Genomic DNA, 12518 nt, shown 5'->3' with positions numbered 1-12518 from the left:
TGCTGTGTTTACCTTCCGTTGCTGTGCATGGTTGTCGGCCCGAAGTCTTATGGCAGCGGGATCAGAATACGGAAGTCCGTGCGCCCAGGCATGCTTTCGCATTCAATAAGACCATGGTGGCGCTGCACAAAAGTCTGTGCCAGCGGCAGTCCTAAACCTGAGCCTCCATCCCGTCCGGTGACCAGAGGGAAAAAAATCCGCTCCTTGATGTGATCCGGTACGCCGGGGCCGTTGTCAATGACATGCAATTCCAATGCCAGTCTGTGGCGCTGGCGGCCAATCGTCACCTGACGCGCAACCCGGGTGCGCAAGGTGATTTCAGCATTACCACCAGTGGTCATGGTGTCAGACAAGACCAGTGCTGCGTTCTGCACAATGTTCAGCAGAGCTTGTATGAGCTGTTCCCGGTCGCCCTTGAACTCTGGGATGGAGATGTCGTAGTCGCGTCGGATCTTGAGGCCTTGCGGGTATTCCAGCAGCACCAGTGATCGCACGCGCTCACACACTTCGTGAATATTAAGGTCGGTGAGCTGGTGGGGGTGGCGGTGCGGTGCCAGCAGACGATCGACCAGGCTTTGCAGGCGGTCCGCCTCGTGGATGATGACCTGGGTGTATTCGTGCAACTCTCTGCTGTCCAGTTCCATTTCCAGCAACTGCGCTGCACCCCTGATGCCACCCAGCGGATTTTTGATTTCATGGGCCAGATTGCGCACCAGCTCTTTGTTGGCCTGGGCCTGCTCCACCAGGCGCTCTTCACGGTCTTGCCGGGCTTGCTGCTCCAGCATCCACAGCTCAATCAGCTTGTAGTTCGTGTGTTCGACCGGTGTGACGGTGACATGCACAAACAGCGCATCCTGGCTGTTGCACAGCAGGCTGGTATCAAAACTCATGGCTGCGTAGCTTTGGCCATCTGCAGCCTGCAGGCCGCTTTGCAGCAATGATGGTGCGGACAGGTATTGGGCAAACTCGCTGCCCTCCAGCATGCGGCGCGAGATACCCATGGCACTTTCCAGCGCGGCATTCGCAAAAATAAGCAGACCTTGCTGATCGACTACAGCGGTCAGCGTAGACAGCAGATCCAGAGCGGCAAAACGCTGGGCTGGGCTGGAGGAATCTGGATGCATGAAATCAAATCTATGAATTAATTGCCTTTGTGGCGCGAGAGTTCACGCTGAATGCCTGCAATATCAGCTTCCTGGCGTGCGATATTGGCTTTCAAGGCTTCCAGCCGTTCCATGTAGACCTGTGGGTTGCGCAGTTCCAGCGCAGTTTTGACGGGGTTGCCGCCGTTGTACTCTTCCTGGAGTGCCTGGAGCCTTTGCTGCGCTCTTTCGAGCTCTGCCTGCAGGATGCTGCGGGCATCGCTGTCACGCGATTTTTGCTGGCCAGGGTCTACTTTGGCCGCGCGGTTCGGGCTTGGCTTGCTGTCTGCGCTGGCAGAGGGTTTGCTGCCTGAGCGTGGGCTGTCTGTATGTACCACGGTCACATGACCGCCTTCTACCACCTGGCAGTTGCGCTGCTTGGCGATGGTGGCGTTATTGGTGTACTCATTGCCGCAGCGGTATATCTGGTCCTGGGCCATGGCTGTTCCGTACAACATGACTGTGCTCATACAGCTGCCTGCCAGCATGACGATCCATCGGTGCATTTTTTGCCTCCAATCAAAAGCATCCATCCCATTTCCTCTGAAAGAGGTCGCCGCATTTTGCAATGTGCTGCATGGCTTGTCTTTGATTGATTGCGCGCATTCATGGAAGTTTTCCGAAAAAAATGGCAACCGTGGGGTTGCCATTTTTTGCAGGTGGGCTGCACTCCTTTGCAGGAGCACAGCAATCCCGTGGATTACAGCGAGTAGTACATGTCGTATTCGACAGGGTGTACGGACTGGCGGTAGCGGGTCACTTCGCCCATCTTTAGTTCGATGTAGGCATCGATCATGCTGTCGCTGAACACGCCGCCCTTGGTCAGGAAGGCGCGGTCTGCGTCCAGTGCTTCCAGTGCCTGATCCAGGCTGTGGCACACGGTGGGCACCAGCTTGTCTTCCTCTGGGGGCAGGTGGTAGAGGTCCTTGGTTGCAGCTTCGCCGGGGTGGATCTTGTTTTCCACGCCGTCCAGACCCGCCATCAGCAGGGCAGCAAAGCCCAGGTAGGGGTTCATCATAGGATCGGGGAAGCGCGCTTCCACGCGGCGGCCCTTGGGGTTGCTCACGTAAGGAATACGGATGGAAGCGGAGCGGTTCTTGGCAGAGTAAGCCAGCTTCACGGGCGCTTCAAAGCCGGGCACCAGACGCTTGTACGAGTTGGTCGAAGGGTTGGTGATGGCGTTCAGGGCGCGGGCGTGCTTGATGATGCCGCCGATGTAGTACAGCGCGAAGTCAGACAGACCGGCATAGCCGTCACCGGCGAACAGGTTCTTTCCATCCTTCCATACGGACTGGTGCACGTGCATGCCGGAGCCGTTGTCGCCGTTGTAGGGCTTGGGCATGAAGGTCGCGGTCTTGCCGTAGGTGTTGGCCACGTTCCAGATCACGTACTTTTGTACTTGGGTCCAGTCAGCGCGTTCCACCAGGGTCGAGAACTTGGTGCCCAGCTCGTTCTGGCCGGCACCAGCAACTTCGTGGTGGAACACTTCGACAGGAATGCCCAGAGATTCGAGGATCAGGGACATCTCTGCGCGCATGTCTTGCGTGCTGTCGACAGGAGGCACGGGGAAGTAGCCGCCCTTGACGCGAGGACGGTGACCGCGGTTGCCGCCTTCAAACTTAGCGCCTGTGTTCCAGGGTGCTTCGTACTCTTCGATTTCGTAGAAGGGGTTGTGGGCTTCTGTGCTCCAGCGCACGCCATCGAAGATGAAGAATTCAGGTTCTGGACCGAAGTAGGCGGTGTCGCCGAGGCCCGAAGCCTTCAGGTAGGCTTCTGCGCGCTTGGCGACAGAGCGGGGGTCACGGTCATAGGCCTTGCCATCACCGGGCTCGATCACATCGCACTGCAGAAACAGTGTGGTTTCTTCAAAGAAGGGGTCGATGTTGGCGGTGTTGGGGTCGGGCATCAGCTGCATGTCCGATGCTTCAATACCCTTCCAGCCAGCGATCGACGAACCGTCGAACGCATGGCCCGAAGTGAACTTGTCTTCGTCAAAGTGCGACACAGGCACAGTTACGTGCTGCTCCTTGCCGCGGGTGTCGGTGAAGCGCAGGTCAATGAACTTGACCTCATTCTCCTTCACCATGTTCATCACGTCTGCAACGGTCTTAGCCATCAGGTTCTCCTGGAAAAGCGCTTCATAGAAAGTACGCGGTTAGCAAAGCAGTTTGTGTGCCAGCTTGAATTCGTTCCGCTTGCATGTGTATACATGCATAAGCCCATGAAGTGGCAAGCTTCATGGGCCAGGTGGTAATTCACCAAGTTGGTGCAATAAGCTTTGAATTTTTCAAAGCATTCTGATTGGCACCATTTTAGTTCCTAAGTGTGCGCCATATTGGTGCAATCACCTATTGGTGTGGTTGAGTGCTGCTATGGGGCAATGCAGCACCCATCTCTGCTGCATGAGGCGAAAAGCCTTCATCCACCCGGAAAGGGAATGCGTTCCCAGGTGGTCGGTGTCACGCGAAGGATTTCCGCGCGGTGGTGATTGCTATCGATATGCCAGTCACTCAATACGATACGCATGCGCCCATCGGGCAGGGCATGGTCTGCGGGGCGGTGGGTATGACCGTGAATCAGCCATTGCGCCCTGGCCTGTTGCAGCCAGCTGGCTGTCATGCCGGGGTCAGCGTCGGCATAGGTGGCGCCTGACTGCTTGCGCTGCGCGCTTTCGGAGCGCGCGGACTTCCCAATTGCGCGGCGCACGGCCAGTGGCTGGCTCAGCAGCTGCTGCTGCCATGCGGCAGAGCGGCTGAGTGCCCGGAACTGCTGGTACTCCACATCATCAAGGCACAGTGCATCGCCATGGCTGAGCACCATGCGGCGCTCACCCCAGGCCAGTACCGTGGGGTCTGCCAGTCCCGTCATGCCTGTGGCCTGCAGGAAAGCATCACCCGCCAGAAAGTCACGGTTGCCCACCATGAAAAATAAGGAGCGCCTTGCGCTTGCTGTGCTTAGTGTTTGGGCACATTTGGCTTCAAAACTGTCAGCTTCCAGCAGGGCATCGTCACCCACCCAGACTTCAAAGATATCGCCCAGCAAAAAGATCGCATCGGCCTGGCTGCTGCTCAAATAGTCGCGCCAGGCCTGCACTGTGGCGGGCTCGTCTGGGTCCAGATGCAGGTCGGAAATGAATTCGACCGTGCGCCAGTGCGCAGGAGCGATGAGCTCTGGCATGGCAGGCACGGTCGAAGACATGTCCGTTGGCGGTATGGCTAGGTCCAACGGTGGCATGGGCGTGAATTACAGGGCCACAGCCTTGTCGATCACCACGGCGTCAAAAGGCACGTCGTCGTGGAAGCCGCGGCGTGTCGTGCGCACCTTCTTGATGGCGTCTACCACTTCGGTGCCCTTGACCACTTTGCCAAACACTGCATAGCCCCAGCCTTGAGGTGTGGGGGAGGTGTGGTTCAGGAAGTCGTTGTCCACCACGTTGATGAAGAATTGGGCTGTAGCGCTGTGAGGGTCGCTGGTGCGAGCCATGGCGATGCTGTACTTATCGTTCTTCAGGCCGTTCTTGCCTTCGTTTTCGATGGGGTCGTTGGTGGGCTTTTGCTTCATGTCAGCAGTGAAGCCGCCACCCTGGATCATGAAGTTCTTGATCACGCGGTGAAAGATCGTGCCGTCGTAAAAGCCGTTGTTGACGTAGTTCAGGAAGTTCTCAGTGGTCTTGGGTGCGTTCTTGGCATCCAGTTCCAGGGTGATCACGCCTTGGGTAGCTGTGTCAGCTACGTTGATGGTGACGTGCAATTCAACTTGAGGATTGCTCATGAAAAACTTTCAGTAAAAGGGCAGAAAAGCCAGCGAGCTGCTTCAGGGCAGAACGCGAGCGGAAACAATGGTGACGGGGTCCTTGGGCACATTCTGATGCATGCCCCGGTTGCCAGTGGCTACGGTGCGGATTTTGTCGATCACCGCTTGGCCTTGCACAACCTTGCCAAATACCGCATAGCCATGGCCATCTGGATTGGGCGCGTTGAGCATGTCGTTGTTCGCCACATTGATATAGAACTGGGCTGTGGCCGAGTTGGGGTTGCCAGTGCGTGCCATGGCAATGGTGTAGCGGTCGTTCTTCAGGCCGTTGCGTGCCTCCAGCGGAATGGGGTCGCGGGTGGGCTTTTGCTGCATGTCGGCCGTAAAGCCACCGCCCTGAATCATGAAGCCATCAATCACGCGATGGAACACGGTGCCGTCGTAGTGCTTGTCGTTCACGTATTGCAGAAAGTTCTCCACCGTCTTGGGAGCCTTGGTGGGAGCTAGCTCCACCACAAAATCTCCCATGCTGGTGTTGAACTGCACGCGCGGCTGCTTGGCATCCTGCGCAGCAGCAAGGCTGGTCATGCCTGCAAGCAGCAGGCCGGTGAGGGACAGGTTCAGGGTTCTGCGGGTCAGGCGCATGGTAGTGTCTGTGTGCGATCAAGGCAAGGCCAGCACATGGCTGGCCCAGTAAGAGAAAAGGCGTTACTGCGCGGCAGCGGGCTGCAGCATCTCCGTCAGCGTACTGAGTTTGAGCTTCAGCGCCCGGTTGTTGCTGTTGAGCTTGATGGAGTTGTTGTAGGACGCATGCGCCAGGCGTGCATAAATATCACCCAGGTTTTCATGCGCTACAGCGTAGTTCGGGTTGTTGCGCACAGCCATTTCCAGTGCGTCACGCGCCTTGTTGAGCTCACCATTGTTGGCGTAGATGACGGCCAGGTTGTTGTAGGGCTCAGGCAGCTCTGGGTATTCCTGAATCAGCGCCTCAAAAGTGGCTGCGGCTGCTTGCAGATCTCCTGCCTTGGATTGGGCCACGCCCTTGAGAAAGCGCATCTGGGGGTCACGGCTGTTGCTGCTCAGGTATTGATCAGCTTTGGCAATGGCTTCGGCAGTGTTGCCAGCCTTGGTCAGGGCGGAGACATCCCCATACATATCGGCCTGCGCCGAGCCAGCGAGCAAAAAACCAGACACGGCCAGCAGGCGCAGCAAGGATTGTGGGCGGAGGTAAGAAGACATGTGGGTGCTTTCCAAGGGCCAGAAGAGCCCTGCAGTGTGCTGGGCTTATACTCCGGAAGATTGTAGCTGAGGGGTATTGACGCGAAAGCGGTGCAGTACCCCTTGTTGCTTGGGCGTGTAGCCCAGCTGCTGGAGCGGGTCGCACGACGGCCGCTCTCACCCCACTTCCGTTTCTGTCACTCCATGAGTTTGCGTATCTACAACACGCTGTCGCGTGCATTGGAAGCGTTTTCGCCGCTTGAACCCGGACATGTCCGCATGTATGTCTGCGGCATGACGGTTTATGACTTGTGCCACCTGGGCCATGCTCGTTCCATGGTCGCCTTTGACGTGGTGCAACGCTGGCTGCGCGCAAGCGGCTATCGCGTCACCTATGTGCGCAACATCACGGACATTGACGACAAGATCATCAAGCGCGCCGTGGAAAACGGCGAAACCATTCGCAGCCTGACCGATCGCATGATCGATGCCTTGCACCAGGACGCCGACGCCCTGGGTATTGAGCGCCCCACCTTTGAGCCTCGTGCCACCGAATACGTGCCGCAGATGCTCAAGATGATTGGTACGCTGCAGGACAAAGGCCTGGCTTACCAGGCAGGCAATGGCGATGTGAACTTTGCTGTACGCAAGTTTCCCGGCTACGGCAAGCTCTCGGGCAAGTCGCTGGACGAGCTCAATGCCGGTGAGCGTGTGGCTGTGCAGGATGGTAAGCATGACCCGCTGGACTTTGTGCTGTGGAAATCCTCCAAGCCTGAAGAGCCTGCTGATGTGAAATGGGCCAGCCCCTTTGGCGAAGGCCGCCCCGGCTGGCACATCGAGTGCTCGGCCATGGGCTGTGAGATGCTGGGCGAGAGCTTTGACATCCACGGCGGTGGCGCTGACCTGCAGTTTCCCCACCACGAAAACGAAATCGCACAGAGCGAAGGCGCGACCGGCAAGCCGTTTGCGCAGGTGTGGATGCACAACGGCTTCATCAATGTGGACAACGAAAAGATGTCCAAGTCGCTGGGCAACTTCTTCACCATCCGTGATGTGCTCAAGGAATACGACGCGGAAACCGTGCGTTTCTTCGTGGTGCGCAGCCACTACCGCAGTCCGCTGAATTACTCCAACGTGCACCTGGACGACGCGCGTGGCGCTCTCAAGCGCCTGTACACCGCGCTGAGTCTGGTGGCCCCTGCTGAAGTGGCTATTGACTGGGCAGAACCCCATGCAGCGCGCTTCAAGGCCGCCATGGACGAAGACTTTGGCACGCCCGAAGCGGTGGCAGTGCTGTTTGACCTGGCTGGCGAAGTCAATCGCAGCAAGTCGCCCGAGTTGGCTGGCTTGCTGAAGGCACTGGGCGCTTGCCTGGGTCTGTTGCAGGATGATCCTCAGCAGTTCCTGCAGGCGGGTGCTGCCGGTGTGGATGCTGCTGCCATCGAGGCGCAGATTGCCGCACGTGCAGCTGCCAAGGCGGCCAAGAACTGGGCAGAAGCCGACCGCATCCGTAAGGAATTGCTGGAGCAGGGCATTGTGCTCAAGGATTCGCCCACTGGTACAACGTGGGAGGCAGCCCAGTAAACACTGGCTGTAAAACCTATGTCTCCCATTCCCAAAGAATTGCCTGCCCCTCCCGCGCATGCGCCTGCGTACTGGGCGGAAGCCTGCAAGCACCTGGTCAAGAAAGACCGGGTGATGCGCCGACTGATTCCGCAGTACAGTGCAGAAGCGCTGCAAACGCGCGGCGACCCCTTCATCACGCTGGCGCGTTCCATCGTGGGGCAGCAGGTGTCTGTGAAGTCTGCCTCGGCCACGTGGAAGCGCTTCAGTGCCTTGCTCACCGATCTGACGCCAGCCAATGTGCTGCTGCTGAAGGTGGATGACATGCGTGGCGCAGGCCTGTCCGCACGCAAGGTGGACTATCTGGTCGATCTGGCGCTGCACTTCACGGAAGACTGCCTGCACGTGCAGGACTGGGAGCAGATGGATGATGAAGCCATCATTGCAGAGCTCACAGCCATCCGTGGCATTGGCCGCTGGACGGCAGAGATGTTTTTGATTTTTTACCTGCTGCGGCCCAATGTTCTGCCGTTGGATGACGCAGGGCTGCTCAAGGGAATCAGCGAAAGCTACTTCTCGGGCGACCCCGTCAGTCGCAGTGATGCCCGCGAAGTGGCTGAGGCCTGGAAACCTTGGTGCACCGTGGCAACTTGGTATATTTGGCGCTCGCTCGACCCGCAGCCTGTGGCCTATTGATACATCCTCAGGCCCCTCGCGCAGGCCGGGACAAGGAGAAATAACTTGGCGAAGAAAACCTTTCTGGACTTTGAACAGCCTATTGCTGAGCTCGAAGCCAAAATCGAAGAACTGCGTTACGTGCAGACTGAAAATGCGGTGGACATCTCGGACGAGATTGATCGACTCAGCAAAAAGAGCAATCAGCTGACCAAGGACATCTACAGTGATCTGACCCCTTGGCAAATCACCAAGATTGCACGCCACCCTGAGCGTCCCTATACGCTGGACTACGTGCGTGAGTGCTTTACCGATTTTGTGGAAATGCACGGTGACCGCCACTTTGCGGATGACAAGTCCATCGTCGGAGGCCTGGCGCGCTTTAACGGCCAGCCCTGCATGGTCATCGGTCACCAGAAGGGCCGTGATACCAAGGAGCGCGCACTGCGCAACTTTGGTATGACCAAGCCCGAAGGCTATCGCAAGGCTCTGCGCCTGATGAAGACGGCCGAGAAGTTCAAGCTGCCTGTGTTCACCTTTGTGGATACGCCCGGTGCTTTCCCTGGCATTGACGCGGAAGAGCGCAGCCAGTCCGAAGCCATTGGCCGCAACATCTACGAAATGGCACAGCTGCAGACGCCCATCATCACCACCATCATTGGTGAAGGTGGCTCCGGCGGCGCGCTGGCGATTTCCGTGGCCGACCAGGTGCTGATGCTGCAGTACTCCGTCTATTCCGTGATCAGCCCTGAAGGCTGCGCTTCCATTCTGTGGAAGACGGGCGAGAAGGCTGAGCTGGCCGCGGAAGCCATGGGCATCACCGCACACCGTCTCAAGGCCCTGGGTGTGGTCGACAAGATCGTCAACGAGCCTGTGGGCGGTGCGCACCGTGACCACAAGCACATGGCCAGCCTGCTCAAGCGCGCATTGAATGATGCATGGCGCCAGCTGGCAGACCTCAAGCCCCAGGAACTGCAGGAGCGCCGCTACGAGCGCCTGCAAAGCTATGGTCGCTTCAACGACACCAAAGCCAGCTAATCACCGCTTGGCAGCTTGTGCTGTCAGCGTGTTTGACTGACACTGAAATGGCCCTGTGGGGCCATTTTTGTTGGGCCATTGTCTATTTCAATATTGATAGCTTCTAGCACTTGTTTAGCTTGGTTTTGAGATGTAAAAGTATCTGAAATGCTTATAAATCAAGCGCTACAAGCTATGAATTTTTAAAAAGAGGTCAGGGTGACGCTTTCTGTCGATCAGGCCATGCAGGCTTTTGCGCCCGCCTTGCCTGTGGCTGTGGCCTACAGCGGCGGTGCAGACTCCACGGCACTGCTACATGCATGTGCGCAGCGCTGGCCCGGGCAGGTCTATGCCATCCATGTGCACCACGGCCTGCAAGCTGCGGCGGATACTTTTGAAGCCCATTGCCGCGCTGTCTGTGCGCAGTTGCAGGTGCTGCTGGCGGTGGTGCATGTAGATGCGCGTCATGCCAAGGGGCAAAGTCCGGAAGATGCTGCACGCCAGCACCGCTATGCCGCACTGGCCGCGCATGCCAAAACCGCTTTCCACACGCCTGCCGCCAGCGTGGCACTGGCCCAGCATGCGGACGATCAGGTGGAAACCCTGCTGCTGGCCCTGTCCCGTGGTGCCGGTGTCGCAGGGCTTGCCGCCATGCCTGCGTGCTGGCGCAACGATGATCTGGACTGGCATCGCCCTTTGCTGGCTGTGCGTGCTGCCGATATCCGCGTGTGGCTGAAAGCGCGGGGTATAGACTGGGTGGAAGACCCAACCAACGCCCAGGACTGCTACACCCGCAACCGCATTCGTCTGCAGTTGCTGCCAGTGCTGGAGCAGGTGTTTCCGCAGTTTCGCGACACTTTTGCGCGCAGCAGTGCCCATGCCGCCCAGGCCAGGCAGTTGCTGCAGGAGTTGGCGCAGATGGATTTACAGGTGGTGGGCAATCCGCCGCAGATTAAGCTGCTGCAAAGCCTCAGCACAGAGCGCCAGGCCAATGTGCTGCGGCACTGGCTGTTGCAGGAGTACGGCGTCACACCATCGGCCGCGCAGCTGCAGGAATTGCAGCGCCTGATTGCAGCCTGCCGCACCCGTGGGCACCAGATTCATTGCAAGCTCGGCTACGGGTTTGCCGTAAGAAAAGGCACAGTACTCGGTTGGTACAATCCCTGAGTTTTGGTCCCAATTTTTTTGAGCACGAAAACCGGCGGCGCGCCAAAACACGCCTTGTACCAACAGCGCCGTGCCAAGCAGTTTCGTCACCTAATATCCAATGGCACTGATCGTTCATAAATACGGCGGCACTTCGATGGGCTCGACAGAGCGCATTCGCAACGTTGCCAAGCGTGTGGCCAAGTGGGCTCGGGCTGGTCACCAGATGGTGGTGGTCCCAAGCGCCATGAGTGGTGAAACCAATCGCCTGTTGGGCTTGGCCAGTGAGCTGGCGCCTAGCGCTGCAAAAACTTCGTACTACCGCGAACTGGACATGCTGGCCGCTACTGGCGAGCAAGCTTCTTCGGCACTGCTGGCAATTGCTTTGCAGGCTGAGGGTATGGAGTCCGTGAGCTACGCGGGCTGGCAAGTGCCTGTGCGCACCGACAGCAGCTACACCAAGGCGCGTATTGAATCCATTGATGACGCCCGTGTGCGCAAGGATCTGGATGCGGGTCGCGTGGTCATCATCACTGGCTTCCAGGGTATCGACCCTGAAGGCAATATCACCACGCTGGGTCGCGGTGGTTCTGACACTTCCGCTGTGGCTGTGGCTGCTGCGCTGAAGGCGGACGAATGCCTGATCTACACCGATGTGGATGGTGTCTACACCACCGACCCCCGCGTGGTGCCTGCTGCCAAGCGCCTGGGTACCGTGAGCTTCGAAGAAATGCTGGAAATGGCCAGCCTGGGCTCCAAGGTGCTGCAGATCCGCTCTGTGGAATTCGCAGGTAAATACAAAGTGCCCATGCGTGTGCTCTCCAGCTTCACGCCCTGGGACATCGACTTGGAAGAGGAAGCCAAGTCTGGCACGCTGATTACTTTTGAGGAAGACGAAAAAATGGAAAAGGCCGTCGTTTCTGGCATCGCATTCAACCGTGGTGAAGCCAAGATCTCTGTGCTCGGCGTGCCCGACACTCCCGGCATCGCTGCTGGCATCCTGGGCCCTGTGGCCGATGCCAACATCGAAGTGGACGTGATCATTCAGAACATCTCCAAGGACGGTAAGACCGACTTCTCCTTCACCGTGAATCAGGGCGACTACCAGCGTGCGCTGGACCTGCTGCGCGAGAAGGTGGCGCCTGCTCTGGGTGCGGCTGAAGTGGTGGGTAACCCCAATATCGCCAAGGTCAGCATCGTTGGCATCGGTATGCGCAGCCATGTGGGCGTGGCATCCACCATGTTCCGTGCGCTGAGCCAGGAAAACGTGAACATCCAGATGATCTCTACTTCGGAAATTAAGACGTCGGTCGTGATCGACGAGAAGTATCTGGAGCTGGCTGTGCGTGCTCTGCACACCGCATTCGGTCTGGATAAGAGCGAATAATTGCTAAAAAGCACAGCGGTTGTCCGGAACGCAGCAAAAAGCTGGTTACAATGGCGACCGCCTAGGAAACGTGACCGAGTGGCCGAAGGTGCTCCCCTGCTAAGGGAGTATGGGGTGTAGAGCCTCATCGAGGGTTCGAATCCCTCCGTTTCCGCCAAACATGCCGCAAGGCAAGCAAAAGTCCGCAAAAGCGGGCTTTTGCTTTTTTTTTGTGAGAGGCGCTTGTCGAGTTCTCTGAGGATTTCGACGATTTGGCGGCAGTTTTTGAAAAAACACTCAAAAACATGCTTACAATAGTGGCTTCAACGGAAACGTGACCGAGTGGCCGAAGGTGCTCCCCTGCTAAGGGAGTATGGGGTGTAGAGCCTCATCGAGGGTTCGAATCCCTCCGTTTCCGCCAGATCTTCTGATCTGGTTTGCTCAAAAAGAAACTTTGAGCGAGTTGATGAAAAGTTGTGCTACAATACAAGGCTTCGCTGATCGCAGCGAGCGAAACTTGAAGAAATTGATCTTCAAGGCATCTTTAACAAGATACAGCCGATAAGCGTGGGCGTTTGAAGGCGAATTGCCAAATCAAACGCTCATGAGAATAGAAGTGAAGTTCACTTCAATTCCGT

At 57.6% G+C, this 12518-nt stretch carries 12 protein-coding genes and 2 tRNA genes; 7 read left to right on the top strand and 7 right to left on the bottom strand.

The features are described from left to right. Positions 1 to 47: 47 nt before the first annotated feature. The 7 genes from glnL to F7P80_RS13555 form a co-directional block, all read right to left on the bottom strand. On the bottom strand, positions 48 to 1124 hold the full coding sequence (gene glnL, locus F7P80_RS13585) for a nitrogen regulation protein NR(II) (RefSeq protein ID WP_058879620.1): 1077 nt from the start codon (positions 1122 to 1124) through the stop codon (positions 48 to 50). 17 nt (positions 1125 to 1141) lie between these two features. Then, a complete protein-coding gene (locus F7P80_RS13580) occupies positions 1142 to 1630 on the bottom strand; it encodes a hypothetical protein (RefSeq protein WP_077344479.1) in 489 nt (162 codons plus the stop codon). A 212-nt stretch (positions 1631 to 1842) separates the two neighbouring features. Next, positions 1843 to 3258 carry a type I glutamate--ammonia ligase gene (glnA, locus tag F7P80_RS13575; RefSeq protein ID WP_054066389.1) on the bottom strand — a complete coding sequence of 472 codons (1416 nt, stop codon included), beginning with the start codon at positions 3256 to 3258 and terminating at the stop codon, positions 1843 to 1845. A gap of 302 nt (positions 3259 to 3560) precedes the next feature. After that, positions 3561 to 4340, bottom strand: a complete 780-nt coding sequence (locus F7P80_RS13570) for a UDP-2,3-diacylglucosamine diphosphatase (RefSeq protein ID WP_151045507.1) — start codon at positions 4338 to 4340, stop codon at positions 3561 to 3563. Positions 4341 to 4385: 45 nt separating this feature from the next. After that, positions 4386 to 4913 carry a peptidylprolyl isomerase gene (locus F7P80_RS13565; RefSeq protein WP_151045505.1) on the bottom strand — a complete coding sequence of 176 codons (528 nt, stop codon included), beginning with the start codon at positions 4911 to 4913 and terminating at the stop codon, positions 4386 to 4388. Between the two features lie 42 nt (positions 4914 to 4955). Further along, positions 4956 to 5540, bottom strand: coding sequence for a peptidylprolyl isomerase (locus tag F7P80_RS13560; protein ID WP_054066386.1), 585 nt, complete (start codon positions 5538 to 5540; stop codon positions 4956 to 4958). A 63-nt stretch (positions 5541 to 5603) separates the two neighbouring features. Beyond that, positions 5604 to 6134 (bottom strand): tetratricopeptide repeat protein, encoded by a 531-nt coding sequence (locus F7P80_RS13555; protein WP_054066439.1) that lies wholly within the window; start codon positions 6132 to 6134, stop codon positions 5604 to 5606. A 183-nt stretch (positions 6135 to 6317) separates the two neighbouring features. Between F7P80_RS13555 and cysS the strand changes: the two genes are divergently transcribed. From cysS to F7P80_RS13520, 7 genes are all read left to right on the top strand, one after another. Further along, a complete protein-coding gene (cysS, locus tag F7P80_RS13550) occupies positions 6318 to 7697 on the top strand; it encodes a cysteine--tRNA ligase (RefSeq protein WP_054066385.1) in 1380 nt (459 codons plus the stop codon). An 18-nt stretch (positions 7698 to 7715) separates the two neighbouring features. Beyond that, a complete protein-coding gene (locus F7P80_RS13545) occupies positions 7716 to 8372 on the top strand; it encodes a DNA-3-methyladenine glycosylase family protein (RefSeq protein ID WP_151045504.1) in 657 nt (218 codons plus the stop codon). Positions 8373 to 8417: 45 nt separating this feature from the next. Continuing rightward, positions 8418 to 9389 (top strand): acetyl-CoA carboxylase carboxyltransferase subunit alpha, encoded by a 972-nt coding sequence (locus tag F7P80_RS13540; protein WP_054066383.1) that lies wholly within the window; start codon positions 8418 to 8420, stop codon positions 9387 to 9389. Between the two features lie 198 nt (positions 9390 to 9587). Continuing rightward, entirely contained in the window at positions 9588 to 10535 is a 948-nt protein-coding gene (gene tilS, locus F7P80_RS13535; protein WP_151045502.1) for a tRNA lysidine(34) synthetase TilS, read from the top strand. Positions 10536 to 10635: 100 nt separating this feature from the next. Further along, a complete protein-coding gene (locus tag F7P80_RS13530; RefSeq protein WP_054066381.1) occupies positions 10636 to 11901 on the top strand; it encodes an aspartate kinase in 1266 nt (421 codons plus the stop codon). A 64-nt stretch (positions 11902 to 11965) separates the two neighbouring features. Beyond that, positions 11966 to 12058: transfer RNA gene (locus tag F7P80_RS13525), tRNA-Ser, on the top strand. A gap of 150 nt (positions 12059 to 12208) precedes the next feature. After that, a tRNA-Ser gene (locus tag F7P80_RS13520) sits at positions 12209 to 12301 on the top strand. The last annotated feature ends 217 nt before the right edge of the window (positions 12302 to 12518 follow it).

It is taken from the genome of Comamonas kerstersii (assembly GCF_008801935.1).
GTDB classification, from domain to species: Bacteria; Pseudomonadota; Gammaproteobacteria; order Burkholderiales; family Burkholderiaceae_C; genus Comamonas; species Comamonas kerstersii.
This window is presented reverse-complemented; position numbering and strand designations above follow the sequence as displayed.